Genomic DNA, 25673 nt, shown 5'->3' with positions numbered 1-25673 from the left:
CGCGAAACTGACAGGCTGTTTTCCTGAATGTGTTGTGCTAGGCAGGCCGGAAGTGGGGAATACAGGATAAACGCCATGCCAAATGACCGCGCCGATCTGGACCGCTTCGACCTGGCGATCCTGCGGGTCCTGCAAACCGAAGGGCGCATCGCGGCGGTGGAACTGGCCCGCCGCATCGGGCTGTCCAAGTCCCCGACGCAGGCCCGGATGAAGCGGCTGGAGGAGACGGGGATCATCACCGGCTACCGCGCGATCCTGGACCCGATCAGGATGGGCCAGGCCCATGTGGCCTTTGTCGAGGTGCGCCTGTCCGACACGCGCGAGGCGGCGCTGACCGCCTTCAACCGCGCGGTCCTCGTGGTGCCCGAGGTCGAGCAGTGCCACATGATGGCTTCGAGCTTCGACTATCTGTTGAAGGTCCGCACCTCGGACATCCAGTCCTATCGCCGCGTGCTGGGCGAGGTGATCAGCGCCCTGCCGCATGTTGCGTCGACCTCGACCTATGTGGCGATGGAGGCGGTGAAAGAGGTCTTCTGACGGGGGGTGGGCGGATCGCCCACCCTACTGGTGTAACTTCCCCCGCCTTGCCGCGTAGCTTGGCCAAAGGGAGACGTCGCATGGACCTCATCGGTCGCATCCTGATCGCAGCACTTTTCGTGACAGGCGCGGTGCAGAAGGCGCTGGCACCGCAGATGGTGGAAGGCCTCCTTGGCGGGGTCTCGTTGCCGGGCTGGCTGATCTGGCCCGCGCTAGGGCTGAACCTCCTTCTGGCCGCCGGACTTCTCTGGCCGCCCACGGTGCGCGCGGCAGCATTGGTCGCGGCGGGCTACTGCGCCGTGACCAGCCTCTTCCATTTCCTGCCGCAGGATGGCTGGCAGATGTCGATCTTCGTCAAGAACTGGGCGATTGTGGGCGGGCTTCTGGTGCTGGCGGCCTCCCGCAGGGCTTAGCCGCCGGAAGGCCTGGTCCTTGTCCGTGCCGGGCGAGGACGCAACTGATCGCAACTCAAGCCGCACTGATGCCAGGGCGACGGCGACAGGGAGGTTCGCCGCGTGGTTGGCGAAGCAGGTTGCGACGCGCGAATTGCTTGAGAATGCAGAAGGACCGATCGACCAGGCTGCGCTGTCGGTCAAGCTCTGGCGGCTGAGGCGCAGGGTTGCGTCGAGGTCTGCGCCCTTCCGCCCCGGGCCGCCCTTCGCTTGAACAGGGCAAGGCTGCGGTCGCCACGATCCGCAATCATGATGCCGGGCGGCAGCGATCTGAAGCAGGGCCGGGGCGGTGTTTGCGCGGATGATGACGCTGTCGAACGACGGGTTCTGGCGAACGTTGTGCCCGTTCCTTGAACACGTCCACCAGATGCCACGCTTGGCCGGGCGGTTGACCCGGGTGTAGTTTGGCCTTGCACGCTTTCGGCAGCAAAGGCGCAACCAGCCGCCGTTCCCCGTCGCCTGGATCGCATCGCGCCCTGATCCCCTTTGCGTTCTGCACAAGCGACGAGAGCAGACAAACCGGACCCCTTTGTGGCCCGGTCCCCGAAACGCCTAGTCCTTGTCCTTGCCGGGCGAGATCGTGACCTTCGCGCTGGACGACGCGACTTTCACCGGGGCCTTTGCGGCCTCTTTCTTCGGCTTCTTCACTTCCTTGCGCTTGTTCATGCCCTTGGCCATGACCCCAGTCTCCCCTTTGGCCGACGCGGCCCTGGCCAAGTTTAGGCCCCCTGCCCGACATTTGCACGGGCCAAATGCGCGCGGACTTGCCAGCCTGCCGACCTGGTCGCACAGTGGACCAACGGGAAACCGGGAGTGTCCGATGAGCCTTGACCGCGCCGAGATTGCAGCCGCGACCCAGCCCCTGAGCCGCGCGCGGTCGATGCCTGCCGGGTTCTACACCGATCCCGCGATCTTCCGGGCCGAACGCGATCAGGTCTTCCTGAAACACTGGTTCTTCCTGACCCGGGCCGAGGAGCTTCCAAGCCCCGGCGACTACCGCGCCTTCGACAGCCCCGGCGGGCCCATCGTGCTGATCCGCGGCACTGACGGGCAGCTTAGGTGCTTTGCCAACTACTGCCGCCATCGGGGGTCCATCCTGCTGGAAGGCCGGGGCAATGTCGGCGGTCGCATCACCTGCCCCTACCATGCCTGGAGCTACCTGAACGACGGCCGCCTGTACGGCTGCCCGGACATGAAGGACGCGGAAGGGTTCGACAAGGTCGAGAACGGGCTGGTGGCGCTGGACCTGGACCAGTGGGAGGGCTTCGTCTTCGCCCGGTTCACCCGCGAAGGCCCGACCCTGCGGGAGCATCTGGGCGACTTTCCCGACCGGATGGCCAGCCACAGGCTGGGGGACATGCGGTGCACCTGGGCCGCGACGCTGGATGTGGCCTGCAACTGGAAACTGATCCTGGAAAACGCGGTCGAGACCTATCACACCGGCATTGTCCACCGCGACACGGTGGGGGCGCAGCAGTCGCGGTCGCCTGCGACACGGGGCGACTGGATCGCGATCAAGGTGATCTCTGGCCGTTCCATCGCCACCTTGGGCAGCGACCAGCCCCCGTTCCCGCCGATCGAGGGGCTGGATGAGGAGGCGCAGCTGGGCACCTATTTTACCGTGGTCTTCCCCACCGTGCAGTTCGCCGTGGCGCAGGATTGCCTGTGGTGGCTGAACACGCGTCCTGTCTCTGAGGGCCGAACGGTGCTGGAGGTCGGCGGCTGTTTCCCCGCTGACCGGCTGGCGCTGCCTGACTTCGAGGCCCGGGCCGCGCCCTATTACGACCGGTGGGAGCGGGTCGCGAAGGAAGATGTGGGCATTCTGGAAAAACAGCAGCGCGCCTTGGGATCGGCGCTGTACCGGCCCGGCCCGCTGTCGTGGCGCGATGACATGGTGCAGGCGATGGGGGTCTGGGTGGTGGACAAGCTGGGTCTTTGACGGGCTGGGTCTTTGACGGGCTGGGTCTTTCGGGCGGCTGGGTCTTTTGGGCGGATGGGTCTTTTGGGCGGCTCGTCGTGCGACTTCGTCTTCTCCTCGCGAGGGTCCGCCCCGGCGAGGAGTGCATGAAATGCTCGACGAGCGTCCTCTATCCCTGCGGTGTCATCGCCTTGCGCTGCCGGGCGCGTTCCAGGCCCAGCTTGTGTTCGCGCCAGATGATCAGGATGCCCGCCGTCACGATCAGTGCGGCGCCGCCCAGCATTGTCCAGGTCGGCACCTCGGAGAAGATGAAGTAGCCGATGCCCAGCGCGAAGATCATCGAGGCATAGTCGAAGGGCGCCACCAGCGAGGCATCCGCCTCGCGGTAGCTGGAGGTCAGAAGGATCTGCCCGACCCCGCCCAGCAGGCCTGCAAGGACCAGCAAGCCCGCCTCAAAAGGGGTGGGCCAGACCCAGCCGAAGGGCAAGGTGACCAGCGACAGCGTGGTTGCGGTCAGCGAGAAGTAGAAGACGATGGCCGCCGTGCCTTCGGTGTTCACCAGCTTGCGCACGAAGACCTGCGCCAGGGCCGCGAAGACGGCGCTGCCAAGGACCAGCGTCGCGCCGAAGGCCTCGGTCACGCTGGCGGTCCCCGGCCCAAGCGACAGTCGCGGCGTCAGAACGATCAACACGCCAACCATACCGAGGATGACACAGGAGATGCGGAAAAGCCGGACCTCCTCGCCCAGAAACATCGCGGCGAAAATGACGGTCAGCAGCGGGGCGGCGTAGCCGATGGCGGTCACCTCGGGCAGCGGCAGGTAGCCAAGGCCGGCAAAGCCCAGGCCCATCGAGACAGTCCCGACCACGCCGCGCCAGAGATGGCCCATCGGGTTCGCGGTGCGCAAGCCGGTGCCAAGTTCCCTGCGCCAGGCCAGCCACAGCATGATCACCGGGATCGCGAAGGCTGACCGGAAGAACACCGCCTGCCCCGCAGGGACATGCGCCGAGGTCGCCTTGATCAGCGAGGCCATGACGATGAACACCATGACCGAGCACAGTTTGAAAGTGATCCCCCGAAGGGGTCGCGTCGGGCGAGGCTGGGCAGGTTCCATCGACAGGGTCCGCAAGATCGGTATGGCTGGACGCGGGGTGCGGTTTCAGGTTCCCTGATCGGAAAGGAGAATGCCATGCCGAAAGCGCCGCTAGCCGACAGAATTGATCAGGGCCGGGGCCTGGTTCCTGCCGATCTGGTGCTGAAGGGGGGCCGGGTCTTCGACCTGATCACCGGGGATCTGGTGGAAACCGACGTGGCGATCTGCGGCGATACCATCGTGGGGGTGTTCGGGACCTATGCGGGGCGGCGCGAGATCGACGTCTCGGGCCGCGTGCTGGTGCCGGGGTTCATCGACACGCATCTGCATGTCGAAAGCTCGCTCGTCACCCCGCACGAGTTCGACCGTTGCGTGACCCCGCGCGGGGTGACGACGGCGATCTGCGACCCGCACGAGATTGCGAATGTCTGCGGGATCAAGGGTATCCGGTATTTCCTTGAGTCAGCGTCTCAACTGGTGATGGACCTGCGGGTGCAGCTGTCGTCCTGCGTGCCCTCGACGCACATGGAGACGACGGGCGCGCGGCTGTCGGCCTTCGACCTTGCGCCGTTCAGGGACCACCCCAAGGTGATCGGGCTGGCCGAGTTCATGAACTACCCCGGCGTCCTGATGAAGGATGCGGGGTGTCTGGAAAAGCTGGAGGCGTTTCAGGGCCGACACATCGACGGCCACGCGCCCCTGCTGCGCGGCAACGACCTGAACGGCTACATCGCGGCGGGCATCCGGACCGAGCATGAGGCGACCACCCATGACGAGGGGCTGGAAAAGCTGCGCAAGGGGATGCGGGTCCTGATCCGCGAGGGGTCGGTGTCGAAGGATCTCCACGCGCTGGCGGGGCTGCTGACGGAACGGTTCTCGCCCTACCTGTGCCTTTGCACCGACGACCGCAACCCGCTGGATATCGGCGAGCACGGTCATCTGGACTACATGATCCGCACCGCGATCGGTCTGGGGGCGCCGCCGCTGGCGGTCTACCGTGCGGCCTCGCTGTCGGCGGCAGAGGCGTTCGGCTTGAAGGACCGCGGTCTGATCGCGCCAGGCAAACGGGCCGATATCGCGGTGATCGACAGTCTGGAGGGGTGCCATGCGTCCCTGGTGCTGGCGGGGGGCGTGATTGCCGACGACGCGGCCTTTGCGGCGCGGGGGACGACCGAGCCGGTGGCGCGGCATTCGGTCAAGTCGGCGAAGATCGAGGCGGTGCAGTTCCGCACCGGGGGCAACCGCGTCGAGACGCCGGTGATCGGCATCCTGCCGGGCAAGATCATCACCCAGCATCTGACCTATGACATCGCCCCGCAGGACGGGGACAAGCGGCCGGACCTCGCCCGCGACCTGGTGAAGATCGCGGTGATCGAGCGGCATGGGGTGAACGGGAACCGGGCGACAGGGTTCGTGAAGGGGTTTGGGCTGCAACGGGGGGCCATCGGCTCGACCGTCTGCCACGACCACCACAACATCGCGGTGGTGGGGGCGGATTATGCCGACATGGCCGTCGCGGCGAACCGGCTGGTCGAGATCGAGGGGGGCTTTGTCGTGGTCGAGGGGGGCCGGGTCCTCGCCGAACTGCCGCTGCCGGTCGCGGGGCTCATGAGCCTTGGGACCTTCGAGGAGGTGCGCGACGAGCTGGTCAAGCTTCGGGCGGCGGCGACGTCGCTGGGGGTGGTGCTGGAGGAACCCTTCCTGCAGCTGGCCTTCCTGGCGCTGCCGGTGATCCCGCACCTGAAGATCACCGATATGGGGATGGTCGACGTCGATCGCTTCGAAGTGATGCCCTGATCGCGTCTGGCAAGACGGCGTCCGTCGCACGGGGTTGGGGCGGTTTTCGAAAGGAGCGCTGGCGCGCACGTCTTTTGTCTCGCGTTTTTGCGTGAAGGACGCAAAAACGCTCGGGCGAAGGGCCTCCGGCGGGGATATTTGGGCAAATGTGAAAGGCTGGGAGGGGGAGCGTCTAGCGCCAGTGCAGCTGGGCCAGGAGCGGCAGGTGGTCAGAGGCTTGCGCACCACGGCTGCGGGGATGGGTCAGGGGGATCAGGTCCAGGTCCGGGGAATGAACGATCCGGTCGAGCGGCAGGAAGGGACGGCGCGAGGGAAAGGTGGGGCCCGTCGGCAGGATCACGAAGGACCCGGCAATCCGTCCAAGGCCCACGCGCTGCGAGCGTTCATTGAAGTCGCCCAGGATCACCGTGGGCCGCAGCGAATGGCGTTGCAGGGCCGCGCGGATCGCGTCCAGCTGGCGGCGGCGAGCGGCGCGGAAAAGACCAAGGTGCACCGCGACGATCCGCAGCGGTGCGGGCGTGTCGAGATCGACGATCACCGCGCCGCGCGGCTCATGCCCCGGCAGGTCGAGGTGTTCGAGGCCACAGACCCGGATGCCCGGCCGCGCCAGAAGGGCGTTGCCGTGCCAGCCAAGACTGACCGCATTGCGGCCGATGGACAGAGGCTCGAGCCCGGTGGCCGCGGCGATCCGGTCGCGCGGCAGCGCCGAGGGCCGGTCGCCCAGGCGGAAGTCGGCCTCTTGCAGCGCCACGATGTCGGCCTGAAGGGCGGCGATCCCGGCCAAGACCCGGTCCGCATCCCGGCGCAGGTCGGTGCCAAGGCCTTTGCGGATGTTCCATGAGGCGATGCGGAGGCTGGGCTTGGAGTCAGGGCTCATGCGCCCAATATAGGGAACAGGACCCGCAGCGGGAGAGGGGAAGTGCCAGCGACATCGGCCATCGTGTTGAACGGCATCCGGTTGCTGCTGGCGGTCGAGGCCCTGGTCGCGGCGGCGCGCGGGGTCTGGCCTGCCGTCTTCGTGACGCTGGCGGCTTTGGCGCTGACCCTGCTGCCAGGCCTTCTGGCCAGCCGGGTCGGTCTGCGGTTCCCGCCCAGCTTCCTGGCCGCCATCGCGCTCTTCGTGCTGGCGACGCTGTATCTGGGCGAGGTACAGGATTTCTACAACCGGTTCTGGTGGTGGGACCTTGCCTTGCATTTCGGGTCCGCGATGGGTTTTGGCTTCCTGGGGTTCTTGCTGGTGTTCTTGCTGTTCCAGGGCGACCGCTATGCCGCCCCGCCCTGGGCCCTGGGGGTCCTTTCCTTTTGCCTTGCGATGACGGTGGGCGTGGTGTGGGAGCTGTTCGAGTTCGCGATGGACACGCTTTTCGGCTTCAACATGATGAAGTCGGGGCTGCCGGACACGATGGGGGATTTCATCGTCAACACGCTGGGGGCCGCGCTGGCCGCAGGGGCGGGGGTGATCTACCTTTTGGGCCGGGCGGGGCGGCTGGGTGCGCCCTTCGATCTGTTCATCGAGACCAACCGGGCGCGGTTCAGGAAGGTCTTTGCCCGGAAGACGCGGGGGTGAAGGGGGGCGTTTGGCCCCCCTTGCCGGGTCAAAGCGCGGCCGCGATGGTCTGGGCAATCGGTGTGGTCGGACGGCCGATCAGGCGGCTGAGGGTGTGGCTGGTGTCGTTCAGCGCACCTTCGCCAGCCCGGGCATCGCTGTCGGCGAGGATATGGGCAAAGCCTTCGGGCAGGCCGAAGCCGATCAGGGCGTTCGCGTAATCCGCTTGCGGCATGCTGACGTAAGCGACCGGCTTGCCCGCAGCCTTGGCCACAGCGGCGGCGAAGTCGGCGCCGGTATGGGCGGTGTCGCCCGCAAGCTCATAGGTTTTCCCCGCATGAGATGCGTCGAGGGCGGTGACTGCAATCGCCTCGGCGTAATCCTTGCGGGCAGCGGAGGCGACGAGGCCCCCACCAGCCGCGCCGATGATCGCACCGTGGGCGAGGGCGGCACCAAGCGCGCCGGTGTAATTCTCGGTATACCAGCCGTTGCGCAGGATCGTGGCGGGGATGCCGGCATCGCGAATTGCGGCTTCGGTGGCGATGTGGTCTTGCGCCAGGATCAGGGGCGAGGCGTCGCCCTTCAGGATCGAGGTGTACAGGATGCGGCTGACCCCGGCCTGTTTCGCGGCCTGGATGGTGCGGCGGTGCTGGCCCGCGCGGTCATTGAAATCGTTTGAGGAGATGAGGACGAGGGTCGTCACCCCTTTCAACGCCGCTGGATCAGCGGTGGTGTAGTCAAAGGCGCGGACCTCCACGCCCAGATCGGCGGCCTTTTCCGGGCTGCGGGCAAGGGCGACGGGGGTGGCACCACGCGCTTTGAGCGCGGCGATGGCAAGGCGGCCAAGGTGGCCGGTGGCTGCGGTGACGGCGATGGTCATGGTATCTCTCCTGCTGTTGACGGGGCAGAGATACGGGGTATACTTACGATAAGGAAGTACGCACAAATTTGTTAGTATGGAAAAGGGCCGCACGTGACCACTGACAAAAAAGCACAGGCCCTTCTGGAGGGCTGGAAGCTGGGAAACGTGCTGGCCGCGGATTGCCCGTCGCGGATCATCCTGAACCATCTGACGAACCGCTGGGGCGCGCTGGTGATGGTGGCCCTGGCGACCGGCCCGCACCGTTTTGCCGAGTTGCGCCGGAAGGTGGCAGGTGTGAGTGAACGGATGCTGAGCCAGACCTTGAAGGACCTGGAGGCGGACGGGTTCGTGCTACGGACGGCGCATCCAGTGGTGCCGCCGCATGTGGATTATGAACTGACCGCCCTGGGCCAAGAAGCTGCGCGCCATGTGGTGGCACTGGTCGGGTGGATCGAGGGGGCGCTGCCCGAGATCATGGCGGGGCAGGTGCGGGTGGCGGCGGAGTAACGGTGGGCATGCGCAAATCACTGTTTCAACTTTCGACGATTTTCGGTCTGCTTGTTGCCTCTGCCGCCCTGGCTGACGAGTCCGGAATGCACCACGGCTTTGTTTTGGGAAGCTCGTTTGAAGATGCACAAAAGCACGCTGTGGCAAACGGGTTCAAACTCGCGCCACTTTCTGACGACTTGCCAGGATCTTGGAGCGTAGCCGAAACAGGCCAGACGCTTTTTGTCTGCGGCGACACAGTAACCTCGATCACGGAGCGACTGAACGGCGATCTTGAGGAGTTTACGGCACTGGTGTTTTCATTGACCGTCAAGTTTGGCGAACCTGAAACTCAGATTCTGAGCGTGCCTTCGGGAACTGGGATCATTTCTACCATTGATGCTCGTTTCATCACAGGTGACGGCGGTGCCTTGGTCCAACTGCAAAGCATTGACGGCAAAAGAAGCTTTTCTGCCAGTTTCTGGAATGAGTCTGACTGTCGCTAATGGAGTGCAGCCAAGCTGCGCCGGCCAATTCCCGCTCGATGATCGGCCGAAAAGCAGCCAACTTCCCCAGAAACCCAAGGGCCTCGCAGTTGACATTTGCGGCCCGCTTTCAGTCCTCGGTCGGCGGGCCGAACCGTTCCAGCATCCGTGTCCTGATCTGGTCGCGGGCCTGGCGGTAGGCGGCGAGTTTCGCCTCGCGCGTTTCACCCAAGCCGGTGGGGTCGAGGATCGGCCAGTATTCGATGTCGAGGTGGTGGAAGCGCGTCAGCTCCAGCGCCATGCGCTGCGAGGCGGGGGAAAGGGCGATGATCAGGTCGAACTGGCTGAGGTCGTCGCCCCAGTCCTGCATCTCATCGAAGGACCGCGACCGGTGGCGGGAAAGCTCGATTCCCAGTTCCTGGCAGACGGCGACGGAGAAACCGTCCACCTCCATGTCGTTCTTCACGCCCGCGGATTGGACATAGGCGCGTTGGCCGTACATCTGCTTCATCAGCGCCTCGGCCATGGGCGACCGCACGGCGTTGTGGTCGCAGCAGAACAGAACCGATTGCGGGAAATCGCCCAAGCTCAGCCCCAGTGCAGGACACAGATCAGGGTGAAAAGGCGCCGCGCAGTGTCGGTGTCGACCTCGGCCTTCCCCTCCAACCGGTCGCGCAGGATCGAGGCGCCCTCGTTGTGGATGCCGCGCCGGGCCATGTCGATCGCCTCGATCTGGCTGGGCGGCAGGCGCTTCACCGCGTCGAAATAGCTTTCGCAGATCTGGAAGTAGTCCTTCACCACCTGGCGGAACGGCCCAAGCGAGAGGTGGAACTCGGCGGCCTTCTCTCCGGTTTCCGTGGCGATATCGAAGACAAGGCGGCCCTCACGGATCGCCAGCAGGACGCGGTACGGCCCCTCGGGCATCTCGCGGTCGGGGCGGCGGGCGGGGATGAAGGAGTTCTCCTCCAGAAGGTCATAGATCGCGACGCGGCGTTCCTGTTCGATCTCGGGCGTGGGGCGGGCCAGGCCCTTTTCGTCGATGTCGATCTGGCAGATGCGGTTCATGTCTGGTCCCCGGGGGCTGGCGCCCGTGATGCAATGCCGGGGGGGCTTGGGTCAAGCGGGGATGGGGGGCAGATCGGGGGCATCAAGGCCCGCGAAGGGGTCAGCCCAGGCGGGGATGGCCTCAAGCCGGGCATGCCAGACGGCTGACGCGGGGTATAGTCGGGCAGCCGCTGGCGCATGACGGCGTTGAAGGGCAGGAAGCTTGCCATGCGGAAGTCGGCTTGACTGGGCTTGGTTCCGGTCAGCCAGTCACGGGTTTCCAGATGCCGGTCCAGAAGGACAGCGGCCTTCTGGAACAGCGCCGTGCCCACCTTGGCCGGTGGGGCCGATCCCGGACCGCCGCTTCGTCCCCAGCTCGAACTGGACCATGTCACAGGCCCGGACGAAATTTTCCTTCCCCCAGCTTGCTCAGCGGATCATGTCGGGCTGCGCGCTTCTCTGCCCCCAGAAATCCGAGCCGACCATCTGCGACAGGCGGCAGGCGATGGCGTCGGCTTCCCAAAGCGGCTCGGCCCCGTGCTTGACCAGGATCGGAATGCGCTGGGTCGGGTTAAGCTGCACGAACCGTTTGGCCTGGTCGGGGGCGAAGGGGCGGCCCAGTCCAGCCTCACGGGGGTGTTCATCTGGCGGGCGACGGCGATGGCCAGCCGCGGGTTCGGGTTGCGCGCGCAATAATGCCCAAGCAGGGGGCCTTAGACCGTTCGGTCCACCCTGCCCCACAGACCCAAAGCCCGGCAAGCCGCAGGCTGCGCTACGACTGCACCGATCCGCAGGTCACCCGTTCAGCCGGTCAAGCCGGGCGCGGACGCTTAACCCGTGCGCTTGCAGGCTTTCAGACTGCGCCAACCGCTCGGCGGCGGGGCCGATGGACTTCAGCGCCTCGGGCGTCATCTTCGCCAGCGTGGTGCGCTTCATGAAGTCCAGGACCGAAAGGCCCGAGGAAAAGCGTGCCGACCGCGCGGTGGGCAGAACGTGGTTCGGTCCGCCGATGTAGTCGCCGATGGCCTCGGGCGTGTACTGGCCCAGGAAGATCGCACCGGCATGGGTGATCTCTTGCGCAAGAGCGTCCGGGTCGGCGACGCAAAGCTCCAGATGTTCGGGGGCGACGCGGTTGGACAGCAGTGCCGCCTCGGACAGGCTGCGGGTGACGATCACCGCACCGTTTTGCGCCCAGGACGCCCCGGCGATGGCGCGTCGTTCCAGCGTTTCAAGGCGCTTGGTGACGGCATCCGCGACGGCCTGGCCAAAAGCGGCGCTGGTGGTGATCAGGATCGACTGCGCGCTTTCGTCGTGTTCGGCCTGTGAGAGGAGGTCGAGCGCGATCCAGTCGGGGTCGTTGTCGGCGTCGGCGATGACCAGGATCTCGGACGGCCCGGCGATCATGTCGATGCCGACGCGCCCGAAGACCCGGCGCTTGGCGGCGGCGACGAAGGCGTTGCCGGGGCCGGTGATCTTGTCGACGGGGGCGATGGTCTGGGTGCCGTAGGCCAAGGCGGCCACGGCCTGCGCACCGCCGATGCGGTAGATCAGGTCAACCCCGGCGATCTGGGCGGCCAGCAGGACAAGCGGGTTCACCTTGCCGTCCGGGGTCGGGCAGGCAATGATCAGCCGTTCGACACCAGCGACCTTGGCGGGGATGGCATTCATCAGCACGCTGGACGGATAGGAGGCGGTGCCGCCGGGCACGTAAAGCCCCGCCGCCGAGACCGGCGTCCAGCGCCAGCCGAGGGTGGCACCGATGGCGTCAGTCCAGCTTTCGTCCTGCGGTTTCTGGCGTTCGTGGTAGGCGCGGATGCGGGTGGCGGCAAGATCAAGGGCCGCACGATCCCCGGCCGAGACCTTGGCGACCTCGGCCTCGATCTCGTCGCGCGTGAAGGCAAGCGTTTGCGGCGTCAGCGTCAGTCGGTCAAAGCGGCCCGTGAGGTCGATGACCGCCTGGTCACCCCGCGCCCGGACATCGGCGATGATGGCCGCAACAGCCTGATCGACATCCTCGGCCTCTTCCCGCTTCTGGCCCAGGAGCGCGGCGAAGGCAGGTTCGAAGTCCGGGTCGGCGGTGTTCAGGAAGACAGGCATCGGGGCCTCCGGGGCATCACGGTCGAGGACCAGATAGCGCGCGTGGGCATTGGCCTCAAGCCGAGAGCGTCACACCCGATGTCTTCGAAGACATCGTGTCGGAGCCTTTGCAGGCTCCGGTGCCCGATATCACTCGTGGTGCGGCGCCTTGCCCGAGGGGGCCCGATAGGGCCGGGTCACGTCGTCCAGCAGGACCTCCAGCGCCTCGACGTCCAGCGCAATGGCCCCGTCACCCGCCAGCACCAGCGTCAGGCGGCCCGTCCCGTCCAGGCCCGGTTCGAAGGACATGGACAAAAGCGACAACACCAGGTCCTTGTCGGCCCGATCAAAGCCCAGGGTTTGCACTTTTCGCACATCTTCAACCACCAGCACCGAACGGACCCGCTCATAGGCGCGGCCCAGGCGTTCCGCCTCGACCCGGTCTTCCCAGCGAAAGCGGTTCAGAAGGATGGCGAAGCGGTGCCGCTTTGCATCGAACTTCAGTTCCGTCACCGGAAAGACGGCGTCCTGGATCAGCGTCGAGATGACCTGCAGGTCATCCGCGTCCTGGGCCACCAACCGCAAAGGCTCTTCGCCGCCGTCCTGAAACCGGGCGTCGGTCATGCGCTGATCCGTTCGATATGCGCCCCGCAGGCGCGCAGCTTTTCTTCCACCCGCTCATAGCCGCGATCCAGGTGGTAGACGCGGGAAACGACGGTCTCACCCTCGGCGGCGAGCCCCGCCAGGATCAGCGAGACCGAAGCGCGCAGGTCGGTGGCCATGACCGGCGCACCTTTCAGCTTTTCGACCCCGGTCACGGTGGCGGTACCGCCGTGGACGTCGATCCTTGCACCCATGCGGATCAGTTCCGGGGCATGCATGAAGCGGTTCTCGAAGATCTTTTCTTCCAGTACCGAAACGCCGTCGGCGGTACACAGAAGCGCCATCATCTGCGCCTGCAGGTCCGTGGGGAAGCCGGGGAAGGGTTCGGTCATCACGTCCACCGCGCGCACGCGGCCGTTCTTGCGGGACACTTTCAGGCCCCGGTTGGTCTGGGTCACGGAAACCCCCGCCGCATCCAGCTTTTCGGCAAAGCTTGCGACCAGATCCAGCGTGCCGCCGATACACTCCACCTCGCCGCCGCAGATCGCGGGGACCAGCATGTAGGTGCCAAGTTCGATGCGGTCGGTGACGACCTGATGAGTCGCCCCACCCAGTCGGTCAGTGCCCTCGATGGTGATGGTCGAGGTCCCCTCGCCGTCGATCTTCGCGCCCATCTTCTTCAGGCAGCGGGCCAGATCGACGATCTCGGGCTCGCGCGCGGCGTTCTTGATCACCGTGGTGCCCTTGGCCAGCGTGGCGGCCATCAGCGCGTTTTCCGTGGCGCCGACCGAGACGAAGGGGAATTCCACCACTGCGCCCTTCAGCCGCCCGCCGGGAGCCTTGGCATGGACATAGCCGTCCCGCAGTTCAAGATCCGCGCCCATCGCCTCCAGCGCCTTGAGGTGCAGGTCCACGGGGCGCGCGCCGATGGCACAGCCCCCCGGAAGCGACACGACGGCATGGCCGTAACGGGCGAGCATCGGGCCAAGGACAAGGATCGAGGCGCGCATCTTGCGGACGATGTCGTAGTCGGCCTTGAAGTTGGTGATCGAGTGGCTGGACAGCGCCAGCACCAGCCCGTCCTGCAGACTGGCAACCTCGGCCCCAAGCGACTGCAGCAGCTGGGTCATCGTGCGGATGTCCGACAGGCGCGGCGCGTTGGTCAGGGTCAACGGCTCGTCGGACAGCAGCGTCGCCGGCATCAGCGTCAGGCAGGCGTTCTTCGCCCCCGCGATCGGGATCGCCCCCGACAGGGCCCCATTGCCGCGCACCAGAATCGAATCCATCCGCCCTACTCCTCGTCCTTGGTTGTCCCGGCCGCGTCTTCGGCGGTCCGAGCCCGTGCCTGTGCCTTCCGCCGCGCCATGTTGGCCTTGAGCGCCGCCTTCAGCCGGTCTTCCCGGTTCAGGGCGCGTTCAGGTTTCCGGGCCTTTTCGCTAACGGGCGGGTCCGAGGGGCTGCGCATGGGGATGGCTTCTACCTCAAGGGCGCGGATGGGTCCAGAGACGGTCGGAATTCCCGCCCTTACCCCCTTGCGCCCCGTTTCGATTGCGTCTAATCACCCGCCCACCAACGGCGCTGCAGTAGCTCAGTGGTAGAGCACTCCCTTGGTAAGGGAGAGGTCGAGAGTTCAATCCTCTCTTGCAGCACCATTTAGCCCCTTGATCCGGAAGAAGACCCTCAAGCCCAAGCGGGTGTTGCCATTGGCTGCGCCAGCGGCTGGATCGTGGCCGGGTGACCCCAGTTGTTCAGGGTAAAGGCCGTGGACCAGGCCGGCGGGGGGGACGGGTGTCCAGGATGCGCTTCACGATGCTGGCGGTATCGATGCCGTAGTGGCTGTAAAGATCGCCGATGGTCCCGGTCTGGCCGAAATGTTCGACCCCGAGCGACAGGGTGCGGTGGCCGAGGACCGACCCAAGCCAGGCCAGCGTCGCGGGGTGTCCGTCGATGACCGTTGTCACAAGGCAATGCGACGGCAGGCCCGCCAGAAGCCGTTCGACATGCGACAGGGCCTGGTGGCTCCCGTGTGATCGGGCGCGGGCGGCGGCGGTCCAGCCTGCGTTCAGCCGGTCGACCGAGGTCACGGCCAGGACGGCCACATCCCGTTTCTGGTCTCCCAGAAGTCCCGCCGCCGCAATGGCTTGGGGCGCGATGACGCCCTGGTAGGCGATGACCACCTCGCAGTTCGGCCCCGGGGGCCGCAGCCAGTAGGCTCCGTCGATGGCACCTTGCCGGAAGGCGTCGTCATGGCGCTTGCCGGGCTGCTCGACGGGGTTGGTCGACAGGCGCAGGTAGACCGAGCCGCCCGTCTGGTCCCGAAGCCAGGTGCGTTCGTCGGGCTGGCCCTCGGCTTCCCGCTGCAGGTAGGCGAAGGCCCATTCCAGGATGACGGCGAGTTCGTCGGCAAAGGCGGGTTCAAAAGCCGCCAGCCCATCCTGAGCCAGGCCGATCAGCGGGGTCGCGATGGACTGGTGCGCGCCGCCCTCGGGGGCGAGGGTGATGCCCGAGGGCGTGCCGACGATCAGGAACCGCGCGTCCTGGTAGCAGGCGTAGTTCAGCGCATCGAGGCCGCGGCAGATGAAGGGATCGTAGACGGTGCCGATCGGGATCAGCCGCTTGCCGAACAGGCTGTCCGACAGGCCCGCGGCGGCCAAGAGGAGAAACAGGTTCATCTCGGCGATGCCCAGTTCGATATGCTGGCCCTGGGGTGCGAACTCCCATTTCGCGGTCGAGGGGATGCGCTGTTCGATGAAGGCGTCGGCCTGCGCAGTGCGGGCGAACAGCTTGCGGCGGTTGACCCAGGGGCCAAGGCTGGTGGTGCCGGTCACGTCGGGCGAGGTGGTGACGATCCGTTCGGCCAATGGGCTGTCGCCGCGGGCGAGGTCGTCAAGGATCTTGCCGAAAGCCATCTGGGTCGAGATTTCGCGGTCGGCCGGGGGCTGGATGGCTGGCACCGGCAGTGCCTCGTCCTGAAAGCGGCGGGGGCCTTCAGCGAAGAACGGCACGCTGTCCAGCCAGTCCTGGAAGGCGGTTGGGTCTGCAATGGTGGCAAGGCGGTCCCATTCTTGCCCCTTCGGCACGCCCATGTGGTCCTGCCAGGCGTCGAACTGGGTCTTTGTCATCAGCCCGCCGTGGTTGTCCTTGTGCCCGGCAATGGGCGTGCCCCAGCCCTTGATCGTGTAGGCAAGGATGCAGACCGGGCGGTCATGGTCGATGGCGGCGAAGGTTGCGGCCATCGTCTCGACGCAGTTGCCACCCAGGTTCTCCATCAGGGCGGCGAGGTCCGCGTCGGACCGGCTTTCGATCAGCCGGGTCACGTCGCCCTGGTCGCCCAGGTCGTCGAGCAGCCGTTTGCGCCAGACCGCACCGCCCATGAAGGTCAGCGCCGCGTAAAGCTGGTTCGGGCAGCGGTCGATCCAGTCGCGCAACGCGCTGCCACCCGGTTCGGCAAAAGCCGCGCGCTGGAGAGCGCCGTATTTCACCCGCACTACGTCCCAGCCGAAAGCGGTGAATATCGCCTCGATCCGGGCGAAAAGCCCTTCGCGGACGATGCCATCCAGGGACTGGCGGTTGTAGTCGATGATCCACCAGCAGTTGCGCAACCCGTTCTTCCAGCCCTCTTGCAGGGCCTCGTAGACGTTGCCTTCGTCCAGTTCGGCGTCGCCCACCAGCGCCACCATCCGGCCAAGGGGGCGGCCCTGGCCCCAGGGCTTTGCGGTGACATAGTCCTGGATGATCGACGCGAACGAGGTCAGCGCCACGCCAAGGCCGACCGAGCCGGTGGAAAAGTCCACGTCGTCGACATCCTTGGTGCGCGAGGGGTAGGACTGGACGCCACCGAAACCGCGGAAGTTTTCCATCCGGTTCCGGTCAAGGTTGCCCATCAGGTACTGGATGGCATGGAACACCGGCCCGGCATGCGGCTTCACCGCCACCCGGTCCTGAGGTCGCAGCGCCGAGAAGTAGAGCGCGGTCAGGATCGACACCATCGAGGCGGACGAGGCCTGGTGGCCTCCGGTCTTGATGGCGTCGACCTTGGGGCGGATGTGGTTGGCGTGGTGGATCATCCAGTGCGACAGCCAGAGAAGGCGCTGTTCGACGGTCTTGAGATCGGTCATCTGCGGTGTCCTGTGCCTTTTCACGCAGCATATGGCCAATCCTACGATGATTTCCGGCTTTTTCGGGCGAAAGTGTGGGTATATATGGTGCAAATCGCCACCAATCTGAGAAATCCCGCCGATGTCAGCCAACCTTGATCCCTTCGATACCGAAATCCTGCGCGCGCTGCACAAGGACGGGCGGCAGACGATCAACGAGTTGGCGGCGCGGATCGGTCTTAGCCCCTCGCCCACCGCCCGCCGCCTGCGGCGGCGGGAGGAGGCGGGGATCATCAGCGGCTATGCGGCGCTGATCGACGAAGAGGCGCTGGGGTTCGGGGTGACGGTCTTCGTCTCGGTCCAGCTGGACAAGCAGGTGGACGAGGCGCTGGCCCATTTCGAGGCGGCGATCAGCGCCTTCCCCGAGGTGGTGGATTGCTGGTTGATGACCGGCAACCGCGATTACCTGTTGCGCGTGGTCACCAGTGGCTTGGGGGAGTTCGAGCGGTTTCTGGTCGGGCGCCTGACCAAGGTGCGTGGGGTTGCGTCCATCGAATCCTCGATCCCCTTGCGCCGCGTCAAGGGCGGGCTGGCGCGCATCCTTTAAGCAGGTCGGTCAGGCCTTCTTGCCGTCGATGATTTCGCGGATTTCGGCGTCGACCAGGTCGATGATCCGGTGGAGTGCCGCTTCGGCGGCATCCGGGTCGCCCGCCACGATGGCATCGGCCAGGTCGCGGTGCGGCGGAAAGGACGCAAGCCCGAAACCGGGGACGGAGAACGGGGATTCAACCGACCGTTCAAACGCCTCGTCCATGCGCTGCAGGATCTGGCCGAACATCGGATTGCCGGTGGAATCGCAGATGGCGGCGTGGAAGGCCATGTCGGCGGCGCGGTAGGGCTGGCCCGCGTCGATGATCCGCAGAAGCTGGGTGCAAAGCGTGTCGATCTCGGCCCGCTGCGCGGCCGTCGCATTGGTGGCCGCGCGGCGCACGGTGCCGCTTTCGATGACGCGGCGGACCTCCAGAAGGCGCAGGATCGCTTCGCCTTCCAGCTGCACCATCGTTGGCAGCGGCCCGTGCGAGGCGTGGACCTTTGCGGTCAGATAGGTGCCATCGCCCTGGCGGCGGCGGATCAGGCCCATGCCCTCCCAGCGGTTCAGCGCCTCGCGGATCGTTGAACGCCCGACACCAAGGGCCGAGGCAATCGCCACTTCGGGAGGCAGGCGGTCGCCGACCTGAAGGCCCGCCTTCTCGATCATCTCGGCCATCGCGTCCAAGACGGCGGCCCCGCGCGACGGGGTCTCGATCGGCTCCAGCAGGTGCAGCGCGCCGCGCTTCATGGGGTCACTCCGATAGGGCGTGGCGGGGGCCGCGCCGGTCAGGCCTGGGCAGAAAGCTTGGGCAGAAGGTCGGTCAGGGCCGTCACCAGACGGTCCATCTCCTGGGCTGTGTTATAGCCCTGGGCCGAGACCCGGACAATGGTGTGCGCCTTCCAGGTGAAGCAGGGGATCTCGATCCCGTAGTGCTCCATCAGGCTGCGCTGGAGGAGGAGGGGGTCGCAAGGGGGAACCGGCATCGACACCATCTGCGGGGCGCAGAAGTCGGGCGACGAAAAGGCGGGCAGGCCGGTCAGCGCGGCGACGCGGGCGGCGGTGTCCTGGACCAGCGCCCGGCAGGCGCGGGCGACGGTGGCCCAGTCGTGCTGGCGGGTGAATTCAAGGGCCGCCGGCACCGTCAGCCAGGCCGAGGGGTCACGGGTGCCCTGCATCTCCAGCATGTCGATGAAGGAGGAGTTGCCGAAGGGCCCCTTCGCGCCGGGCTGGTTGGCGTCCTCGGTCCAGCCGTGGCTGATGACGAGGGGGTTCAGCATCGGTTGAAGCTCGCGCCGGACATGCAGGAAGCCAGCCCCTTTGGGTGACATCATCCATTTGTGGCAATTACCCGCGTAGAAATCCGCCCCAAGCGCATCAAGGTCCAGCGGGATGTGGCCCGGCGTGTGGGCACCGTCGATCACGCTCCAGATGCCGCGGGCGCGGGCCTCGGTCACGATGCGGCCGATGGGGAACAGAAGGGCGGTGGCCGAGGTGATGTGGCTGAGGAAGACCACGCGGGTCCGGTCGGTCAGGCCGGACAGGAGCGTGTCGGTGAACTGCGCTTCCTGCGTGAGCGGCAGGGGAATGGGGACGACCTTCACCTGCGCGCCGGTGCGGCGACAGACATAGGCCCAGGTCTTTTCCAGCGCGGCATATTCGTGGTCGGTGGTCAGGATCTCGTCGCCGGGTTGCAGGGGCAGCGACTGGGCGACGATGTTCAAGGCGGCGGTGGCGTTGGTCTGCCCGACGATGTCGTCGGGATCGGCCCCGACCACTTCGGCCAGCGCCTCACGCGCCTCGCGCATCCAGCCAGAGAGGCCGCGGTTGGGGTCAAGGAAGGCCACCGGCTGGCGTTCCAGCTTCAACTGCCAGCGCTGGTAGGCCTCGAACACCGGGCGGGGGCAGGCCCCGAACGAGCCGTGGTTCAGGAAGGTGACTTCGGGGTCGAGAAGGAACTGGGCGGCCAGGTTCTGTCCCATGTCAGCGGCCTTTCATGGTCGGGTCCAGCGCGTCGCGCAGGCCGTCGCCCAGAAGCGTCGTCGCAAGGACTGTGACGGCAAGCGCCAGGGTGGGGAAGACGGCGAGGTGCCAGTAGAAATACATGAAGTCCATTCCGACATTGATCATCTGGCCCCAGCTGGGAACCGGGGGCGGGACGCCGATGCCAAGGAAGCTGAGCGAGGCCTCCAGCATCATCGCCAGGGGGATGGCAAGGACGAAGCCCACGATGATGGGCGAGATCGAGTTGGGGATCAGGTGGCGGCGGATGATGTAGCCGGGGCTGGCCCCCAAGGCCTGGGCGGCACGGACGAATTCCTTTTCCCGGAAAGCCTTCACCTGGGCGCGGACCAGAAGGCAGACCTGCACCCAGCCGAACAGCGAGGCGATGAGGACGATGGTGAAGAACCCGCCGTTGGTCAGCGCACCCAGAAGCATCGCGGCCAGAAGGGGCGGGACGACCGAGAAAAGCTCGATCAGGCGCATGACGACCCAGTCGGCCCAGCCGCCGTAAAAGCCGGCGATGGCCCCCAGCGGGATGCCGATCAGGACGGCGAAGAGGGCGGCCGAAAAGCCGATGGAGAGTGAGACCCGCGCGCCATAGACGATCCGGGTGAAGAAGTCGCGGCCCAAATCGTCGACCCCCATCCAGTGCTGGGCGGAGGGGAAGGCAAGCCCTTCGGTCAGGTAAGCCTGGTCGGCATAGCCCGTGGGCGTGATGAGGGGCGCGAAGATCGCCATCAGCAGGATGACCCCCAGGATCACCGCCGAGACGACAGCCGCCTTGTTGTCGGCAAAACGCCGCAGGGCAAAGTAGAGCGGGCTGCGGGTCTTGCTCATGATTTGCCCCCGAACCGGATGCGCGGGTTCAAAAGCGCGTAGACGATGTCCGAGATCAGGTAAGCCACGCAGAACATCATGGTGATCATCAGGATCAGCGACATTTCCAGCGGGTAGTCGCGGAGTTCGATGGACGAGACGAAATAGGCGCCAAGGCCGGGCACACGGAACATCGCCTCGACGAAGATCGACCCGGTGGCGGTGCCGATGAACATCGGCAGGAAGACGGTGACCAAGGGCAAGGCGGCGTTGCGAAGGACGTGCTGGAAGATGATGCGGCGTTCGGACAGGCCCTTGGCGCGCAGGACCGTGACGAAGGGTTTGTTCATCACATCCAGCATCGCCGACCTTGTGTAGCGGGCATAGGTCGCCATCGGCACGGCCGCATAGGCGGTGATTGGCAGAATCCAGCTGTAGGGTTTCTCCCACCCGCCGGCCGGAAGCCAGTTCAGCCAGACCGAGAAGACCATGATCAGCATCATCGAGATGACAAAGACCGGGATCGTCAGGCCCAAGGTCGAGAAAGCCGAGACGACATAGTCGAACCAGGTGTTCCGGCGCATCGCGGCGGCCATGCCCATCAGGATGCCCAATGGCGCGCCGATCAGGACGCCGGAACCGCCCAGGATCAGGCTGGGCGGCCAGGCGCGGGCGAGAAGTTCGGTGACCGTTTCACCGGGGCTTTGAAACGGCACGCCGAAATCGAAGTGCAGGACCCCCCACATGTAGCGCAGGTATTGTTCATAAAGCGGCTTGTCCAAGCCGAGGCTGGCGTTCAGCTGGGCCTTCACCGCGTCCGAGACCGGCATGTCGTTGCCGTCAAACGGCCCGCCGGGGACGGCGTGCATCATCAGGAAGACGATGAGTGAGACCAGGAAGAAGGTCAGGAGGATCGAAAGCAGCCGTCCGATGATGTAGCGCAGCATCCGTGCCTCCTATCCTGCGACGGCTTCGACAAGGTGGCCGGGCGCCACCTGGACCAGGGCGGGGGTCGTCCCGGCGCCGGGGAGGCGAGGGATGCCGCGCTCGATCTCGTCGGCGGTCAGGAAGCGGCGCGGGCGGCGGTCGCGGGGGTTCAGGACCGGGATCGCTGACAGCAGGCCCTGGGTGTAGGGATGGCGGGCATCGGAGAAGATGGTTTCCGTGGCCGCCGTCTCGACGATGCGACCGTTGAACATCACGGCGACGCGGTCGGTGAGGGACCGGACCACCGACAGGTCATGGCTGATGAACAGGATCGACAGGCCCATCTCCTGCTGCAGGTCGAGGAGGAGGTTGATGATCTGCGCCTTGACCGAGACATCCAGCGCCGAGGTCGGCTCGTCCGCCACCAGCACCTGCGGGCGCAGGATCAGCGCGCGAGCGATGGCGACGCGCTGGCGCTGGCCGCCGGACAATTCATGCGGGTAGCGTTGGCCGTAGCTGCGGTGCAGGCCGACACGGGTAAGCATGGCAAGCGCCTGTTCCGTCTGGTCGTTGGGCGAGCCGATTCCGTGGATATGCAGGGGTTCCGCAACGATGCGGGCCAGGGTCATCATCGGGTCCAGCGCGGAGTAGCTGTCCTGAAAGACGATCTGCATCTGGCGACGGTAGGGCTTCAGCTGGGCCGGGGTCAGGGCGGTGATGTCGGCCCCGTCGATCAGGACCTGGCCCGAGGTCGGCTCCATCAGCCGCATGGTCATCAGGCCGGTGGTGGACTTGCCCGACCCGGATTCGCCCACCAGACCCAGGATCGTGTTGCGCGGCAGGGTCAGGCTCACGTCGCGGACAGCGTGGTGGTCGATGTGGCCCCCGAACCAGCCGCCCTTGCGGGGAAGCTGGAAGGTCTTGCAGAGGTTGCGCAGTTCCAGCACGGGCGCGGTCATGTCAGCCCCCAGCAGGCGGCGGCCCGTCCCGGCCCGATGGGGCGCGTGGCGGGGGCGGTGGTGGCGCAGTCCGGCAGGGCGACGGTGCAGCGCGGGTGGAAGGGGCAGCCCGAGGGCGGGTTGACCGGGTTCGGGGACTGGCCCGGGATCTCGGTCAGGCGCTGCTTGCCGGGGGTGCGACCGGGGATCGAGTTCAGGAGGGCGCGGGTATAGGGGTGCTGCGGGTCGTCGAAGATCGCCTCTACCGGCCCTTCCTCCATCACGCGGCCCCCGTACATGACGACCACGCGGTCCACGGTTTCGGCCACGACGCCAAGGTCATGGGTGACCATGACAAGGCCCATCCCAAGCTCGGCCTGCAACTCCTTGATCAGCGCCAGGATCTGCGCCTGGATCGTCACGTCCAGCGCGGTGGTGGGCTCGTCCGCGAACAGGATCTTCGGGCGGCAGGACAGCGCCATCGCGATCATCGCGCGTTGCAGCATGCCGCCGGAGAGCTGGTGCGGATAGCTGTTCAGGATCGAGACCGGCGTCTTGATCCGCACCCGGTCCAGCAGGGCGATGGCCTGGTCCTTGGCGGCGGCCATGCTGGCATCGCTATGGGCGCGGATCGTCTCGACGATCTGGTGGCCGATGGTGAAGACCGGGTCGAAGGCCGACATCGGGTCCTGAAAGACCATCGAGGCGACCTTGCCCCGGACCCGCGCGAGGTCGCGGCCCCGGGCGGTCAGCATGTCGGTGCCGTCAAGGATCAGCCGGTCAGCGGTGATGCGGCTGGGCGGCTGGCGCAAAAGGCGCAGCGCCGCCATGCAGGTCACGGATTTGCCCGAGCCGCTTTCGCCGACGATGCCCAGGCTTTCGCCAGGCTCGATGGTCAGGGACATCCCGCGGACGGCCTGCACCAGGCCCTCGTGCTGGGGGAAGCTGACATGCAGGTTCTGGATGTCGACAAGCGGCATGTGTCCGGGCGCGTGTATTGGGAAAGCCTCTTCCGGCGGAACCGGAAGAGGCGGTCTTTGCGAAGATTACTTCGTCACATGCGTGTAGAAGTACAGGGCCAGCTGGCGCAGCGGGGTGAAGCCCAGCTTGTTCGGCAGCGTGCCGTCGCCCTTCAGATCGGCGCTGACCACGGCGTTCGTCACCGGGTGGACCAGCGGCACGAAGGAGGCGTTGTCGATCAGCACTTGTTCCGCCGCGATGTAAAGCTTCAGACGCTCTTCCCAGACGGGGTTGCTGTCGGCCTGCGCCACCAGGTCGTCATAGGCCTTGACCATGTGGTGGTGACGGCCGCCGTTGTAGAAGATGCCGAAGAAGTTCGACGGGTCGAGGTAGTCATACTCATAGGGCGCAAGGAACAGGTTGTTCTTCCGCTCCATCAGGCCGGCCATCCATTCCTGGGTGGGCATGACCTTGATGTTCATCGTGATGCCAAGCTGGTCCTTGAACTGGGCCTGCAGGTACTGAAGCATCGGCGCGGTGATCGCCCCGTTGTAGCCGCCCTGGTCGCGATACCAGATCTCGACTTCGGGGAAGCCCTCGCCGTTCGGGTAGCCCGCATCGGCCAGGAACTGACGGGCCTTGTCGGGGTCATAGACGGCCTGGCTGGTGATCGTCTCGTTGTATCCAGGATAGCCCGGCGGCAACAGCGACTTGCCGGGGATCGCCAGGTCCTTGAGAACGGTCGCGGTCATCTCGTCCCGGTTGATCGCGTACATCAGGGCCTTGCGGACGTTGATGTTGTCGAACGGCGGGCTTTCCAGGTCGAAGGACAGATACGAGGTCGCGAAGACCGCGTTCTTGGCGATCTGGCCGGGGAAGCGCTGTTCGACGAAGGGGATCTGGCCCGCGTTCAGGTAGGAGAAGTCCGACTCGCCCGCCATGAAGGCCGGAAGCCCGACCTCGGGCGCGCCCAGCGACGGGTCGATCACCAGGCGGTCCGCCTGGGGTGGCCAAGGCCCGGTGTAGGTCGGGTTCTTGACGAAGGTCATCTTGTTGTTCGACTTCTCCCAGGTTTCCAGAAGGAAGGGACCGGACGACACCATCGTCTCGACATTGGCGGCGTATTCGTCGCCGTGGACGTCCCAGACGTGCTTCGGGACCGGATACCAAAGCGACACGACGCCCGGCAGATAGGGCTTCGGCGCCGAGGTGGTGACGGTGATGGTCAGGTCATCAGGTGCCGCGATGCCCAGGGTGGAGACATCGGCCTCGCCCTTCGTCACCGGGTCCCAGTTGGCGATGCCGCCGGCATAACCCCAGTACCAGGCGAAGTCATAGCCCGTTGTCGCCGCGCGCTGCAGGGCGAAGATGTAGTCGCTGGCTTTCAGCGGCTGGCCATCGCTCCAGGTCAGGCCGGGCTGCAGCTTGAAGGTCCAGGTCAGCCCGTCTTCGGACTGCGACCAGCTTTCGGCCGCCATTGGGTGCAGCTCAAAGTTGTTGTCGAAGCTGGTCAGCGGCAGCTGCACGATCTCGGGGTTTCCGGCGCGGGCGTAGACGGTCTTCATGTAGTCCATGTAAGAGCCGCTGGTCATGTCGCCGGCGCTGTTGATCGTGATCTCGGCCGCCAGGGGGGTGGTCGCAAGCAGCGTCGCGGCCGCAGCAACCCCCACCAATCGTCTTAGAAATGTCATCGGTACCTCCACCGTGTCGCGTTCTATTGGCTGGCGCCCCCACGTCGGCCGGGTGGTGCGATGCGGGCGCGTCACTGGTCTGCGGCGTTGAGCTGTCAGGCCAATGTCAGATGTCTGACAAATTTACCGCGACCGCGCAAGCGTCACATTCGCTGCAGGTGCAGGCGGGTCTGACACAGGTCGGAGGATCGTCAGCCCGACCAGCCCCCTGCCCCGGGACGTGCGAACCCGCTCGGGACTTCCCACGCCGGGGACTTTCCACGCCGGGGACCTTCCAGGCCCGGTGACCCAGCGCGCTTCGTTTCTTTCCCCGTGCAGGCACGTCAGCCGGAATTGGCGCTGGGACTCACGCACAGCAGCCGCATGCGTTCAAAGGCCCCGCTACCGGTAAAGTTTCTTGGCTTCCGCGTAGGTCAGGGCCTTCTTCCCCGGCTTAAGGGTTTCAGGCGCCTTTTCCGAGTTTGAGGACTTTCCGCTTTCCTGGATCGCAAGACCGATCAGCCCGGCGGCAAGCGCAGTCGCGGCGGAGGTGCCGGAGAACTGGCAGTAAAGCGAGCCAACATCGAAATGCGGACCCTTGCCGCTGGGACGGTAGCGGAAGGGCGAGGGGTTGTAGCCATATGGCCCAGGCGCATCCAGCGCGATCAACCCTTCTGCGGGCAGGTCCACGACAGGCCCGCCCAGTGTGGGATCGTCGGCGGGCTGGACGATCATCGGATCGACCGCCTTCCACGGGTCCAGGATGACGCCCT

Annotated in this window: 28 protein-coding genes and 1 tRNA gene; 9 read left to right on the top strand and 20 right to left on the bottom strand. The window is 66.0% G+C overall.

The annotated features are described in order from the left end of the window. Positions 1-75 precede the first annotated feature (75 nt). Together U1E69_RS16450 and U1E69_RS16445 are read left to right on the top strand one after the other, a co-directional pair. Positions 76-537 carry an Lrp/AsnC ligand binding domain-containing protein gene (locus U1E69_RS16450; RefSeq protein WP_322245504.1) on the top strand — a complete coding sequence of 154 codons (462 nt, stop codon included), beginning with the start codon at positions 76-78 and terminating at the stop codon, positions 535-537. An 80-nt stretch (positions 538-617) separates the two neighbouring features. Beyond that, positions 618-950: a DoxX protein gene (locus tag U1E69_RS16445; protein ID WP_322245502.1), complete on the top strand. Its 333-nt coding sequence runs from the start codon at positions 618-620 to the stop codon at positions 948-950. Between the two features lie 591 nt (positions 951-1541). Here U1E69_RS16445 and U1E69_RS16440 read toward each other — a convergent pair. Then, positions 1542-1667 carry a hypothetical protein gene (locus U1E69_RS16440; RefSeq protein WP_322245500.1) on the bottom strand — a complete coding sequence of 42 codons (126 nt, stop codon included), beginning with the start codon at positions 1665-1667 and terminating at the stop codon, positions 1542-1544. A gap of 142 nt (positions 1668-1809) precedes the next feature. On the opposite strand from U1E69_RS16440, the gene U1E69_RS16435 reads away from it, so the two are divergent. Then, complete coding sequence (locus U1E69_RS16435) at positions 1810-2928, top strand: aromatic ring-hydroxylating dioxygenase subunit alpha (RefSeq protein ID WP_322245499.1); 1119 nt, start codon at positions 1810-1812, stop codon at positions 2926-2928. 148 nt (positions 2929-3076) lie between these two features. Here the strand turns inward: U1E69_RS16435 and U1E69_RS16430 are convergent, their stop codons facing one another. Beyond that, positions 3077-4021, bottom strand: a complete 945-nt coding sequence (locus tag U1E69_RS16430; protein WP_322245498.1) for a DMT family transporter — start codon at positions 4019-4021, stop codon at positions 3077-3079. A gap of 75 nt (positions 4022-4096) precedes the next feature. Between U1E69_RS16430 and ade the strand changes: the two genes are divergently transcribed. Continuing rightward, the gene (gene ade, locus U1E69_RS16425) at positions 4097-5797 is read left to right on the top strand and encodes an adenine deaminase (RefSeq protein WP_322245497.1); all 1701 of its coding nucleotides are present in this window, start codon (positions 4097-4099) and stop codon (positions 5795-5797) included. A 172-nt stretch (positions 5798-5969) separates the two neighbouring features. Here the strand turns inward: ade and U1E69_RS16420 are convergent, their stop codons facing one another. Next, positions 5970-6674: an endonuclease/exonuclease/phosphatase family protein gene (locus U1E69_RS16420; protein WP_322245495.1), complete on the bottom strand. Its 705-nt coding sequence runs from the start codon at positions 6672-6674 to the stop codon at positions 5970-5972. A gap of 42 nt (positions 6675-6716) precedes the next feature. On the opposite strand from U1E69_RS16420, the gene U1E69_RS16415 reads away from it, so the two are divergent. Then, complete coding sequence (locus tag U1E69_RS16415; protein ID WP_322245494.1) at positions 6717-7364, top strand: hypothetical protein; 648 nt, start codon at positions 6717-6719, stop codon at positions 7362-7364. Between the two features lie 28 nt (positions 7365-7392). Here the strand turns inward: U1E69_RS16415 and U1E69_RS16410 are convergent, their stop codons facing one another. After that, positions 7393-8223 carry an NAD(P)H-binding protein gene (locus U1E69_RS16410; protein WP_322245493.1) on the bottom strand — a complete coding sequence of 277 codons (831 nt, stop codon included), beginning with the start codon at positions 8221-8223 and terminating at the stop codon, positions 7393-7395. 93 nt (positions 8224-8316) lie between these two features. On the opposite strand from U1E69_RS16410, the gene U1E69_RS16405 reads away from it, so the two are divergent. Then, entirely contained in the window at positions 8317-8712 is a 396-nt protein-coding gene (locus U1E69_RS16405) for a helix-turn-helix domain-containing protein (RefSeq protein ID WP_322245492.1), read from the top strand. A gap of 8 nt (positions 8713-8720) precedes the next feature. Next, positions 8721-9197 carry a hypothetical protein gene (locus U1E69_RS16400; RefSeq protein WP_322245491.1) on the top strand — a complete coding sequence of 159 codons (477 nt, stop codon included), beginning with the start codon at positions 8721-8723 and terminating at the stop codon, positions 9195-9197. Between the two features lie 109 nt (positions 9198-9306). Here the strand turns inward: U1E69_RS16400 and U1E69_RS16395 are convergent, their stop codons facing one another. The 7 genes from U1E69_RS16395 to U1E69_RS16365 form a co-directional block, all read right to left on the bottom strand. Next, a complete protein-coding gene (locus tag U1E69_RS16395; RefSeq protein ID WP_322245537.1) occupies positions 9307-9702 on the bottom strand; it encodes a low molecular weight phosphatase family protein in 396 nt (131 codons plus the stop codon). Positions 9703-9764: 62 nt separating this feature from the next. Then, positions 9765-10241, bottom strand: a complete 477-nt coding sequence (locus U1E69_RS16390) for a UPF0262 family protein (protein ID WP_322245490.1) — start codon at positions 10239-10241, stop codon at positions 9765-9767. A 408-nt stretch (positions 10242-10649) separates the two neighbouring features. After that, positions 10650-10802 (bottom strand): hypothetical protein, encoded by a 153-nt coding sequence (locus U1E69_RS16385; RefSeq protein WP_322245489.1) that lies wholly within the window; start codon positions 10800-10802, stop codon positions 10650-10652. A 213-nt stretch (positions 10803-11015) separates the two neighbouring features. Further along, positions 11016-12317: a histidinol dehydrogenase gene (gene hisD / locus U1E69_RS16380; protein WP_322245488.1), complete on the bottom strand. Its 1302-nt coding sequence runs from the start codon at positions 12315-12317 to the stop codon at positions 11016-11018. Between the two features lie 129 nt (positions 12318-12446). Further along, positions 12447-12920 carry a DUF2948 family protein gene (locus U1E69_RS16375; RefSeq protein WP_322245487.1) on the bottom strand — a complete coding sequence of 158 codons (474 nt, stop codon included), beginning with the start codon at positions 12918-12920 and terminating at the stop codon, positions 12447-12449. After that, positions 12917-14185, bottom strand: coding sequence for a UDP-N-acetylglucosamine 1-carboxyvinyltransferase (murA, locus tag U1E69_RS16370; RefSeq protein ID WP_322245486.1), 1269 nt, complete (start codon positions 14183-14185; stop codon positions 12917-12919). The genes U1E69_RS16375 and murA overlap by 4 nt, the downstream gene beginning before the upstream one ends. A 5-nt stretch (positions 14186-14190) precedes the next feature. Then, positions 14191-14364, bottom strand: a complete 174-nt coding sequence (locus U1E69_RS16365; protein WP_322245485.1) for a hypothetical protein — start codon at positions 14362-14364, stop codon at positions 14191-14193. A gap of 112 nt (positions 14365-14476) precedes the next feature. On the opposite strand from U1E69_RS16365, the gene U1E69_RS16360 reads away from it, so the two are divergent. After that, positions 14477-14551, top strand: a tRNA-Thr gene (locus U1E69_RS16360). Positions 14552-14647: 96 nt separating this feature from the next. On the opposite strand, the gene U1E69_RS16355 is transcribed toward U1E69_RS16360, so the two are convergent. Continuing rightward, complete coding sequence (locus U1E69_RS16355) at positions 14648-17017, bottom strand: 1-deoxy-D-xylulose-5-phosphate synthase N-terminal domain-containing protein (protein ID WP_322245484.1); 2370 nt, start codon at positions 17015-17017, stop codon at positions 14648-14650. A 121-nt stretch (positions 17018-17138) separates the two neighbouring features. Here U1E69_RS16355 and U1E69_RS16350 point away from each other — a divergent pair, with 121 nt between their 5' ends. Beyond that, complete coding sequence (locus tag U1E69_RS16350; protein WP_322245483.1) at positions 17139-17603, top strand: Lrp/AsnC family transcriptional regulator; 465 nt, start codon at positions 17139-17141, stop codon at positions 17601-17603. Between the two features lie 9 nt (positions 17604-17612). Here the strand turns inward: U1E69_RS16350 and U1E69_RS16345 are convergent, their stop codons facing one another. The 8 genes from U1E69_RS16345 to U1E69_RS16310 form a co-directional block, all read right to left on the bottom strand. Next, entirely contained in the window at positions 17613-18335 is a 723-nt protein-coding gene (locus tag U1E69_RS16345) for a FadR/GntR family transcriptional regulator (protein ID WP_322245482.1), read from the bottom strand. A gap of 38 nt (positions 18336-18373) precedes the next feature. Further along, positions 18374-19567 (bottom strand): aminotransferase class V-fold PLP-dependent enzyme, encoded by a 1194-nt coding sequence (locus U1E69_RS16340; RefSeq protein WP_322245481.1) that lies wholly within the window; start codon positions 19565-19567, stop codon positions 18374-18376. Between the two features lies 1 nt (position 19568). Further along, positions 19569-20426, bottom strand: coding sequence for an ABC transporter permease (locus U1E69_RS16335; RefSeq protein ID WP_322245480.1), 858 nt, complete (start codon positions 20424-20426; stop codon positions 19569-19571). After that, positions 20423-21352, bottom strand: coding sequence for an ABC transporter permease (locus tag U1E69_RS16330; protein WP_322245478.1), 930 nt, complete (start codon positions 21350-21352; stop codon positions 20423-20425). Before U1E69_RS16330 ends, U1E69_RS16335 begins: the two co-directional genes overlap by 4 nt. Before the next feature lie 9 nt (positions 21353-21361). Further along, positions 21362-22291, bottom strand: coding sequence for an ABC transporter ATP-binding protein (locus U1E69_RS16325; protein ID WP_322245476.1), 930 nt, complete (start codon positions 22289-22291; stop codon positions 21362-21364). After that, a complete protein-coding gene (locus U1E69_RS16320; RefSeq protein WP_322245475.1) occupies positions 22288-23250 on the bottom strand; it encodes an ABC transporter ATP-binding protein in 963 nt (320 codons plus the stop codon). The genes U1E69_RS16325 and U1E69_RS16320 overlap by 4 nt, the downstream gene beginning before the upstream one ends. 66 nt (positions 23251-23316) lie before the next feature. Continuing rightward, positions 23317-24921 (bottom strand): peptide ABC transporter substrate-binding protein, encoded by a 1605-nt coding sequence (locus U1E69_RS16315; RefSeq protein WP_322245474.1) that lies wholly within the window; start codon positions 24919-24921, stop codon positions 23317-23319. 381 nt (positions 24922-25302) lie between these two features. Beyond that, a partial coding sequence (locus U1E69_RS16310) for a S8 family serine peptidase (protein WP_416200299.1) occupies positions 25303-25673 on the bottom strand: 371 nt, incomplete at its 5' end.

This window comes from Tabrizicola sp. (genome assembly GCF_034366665.1).
Taxonomy (GTDB): domain Bacteria; phylum Pseudomonadota; class Alphaproteobacteria; order Rhodobacterales; family Rhodobacteraceae; genus Tabrizicola.
This window is presented reverse-complemented; position numbering and strand designations above follow the sequence as displayed.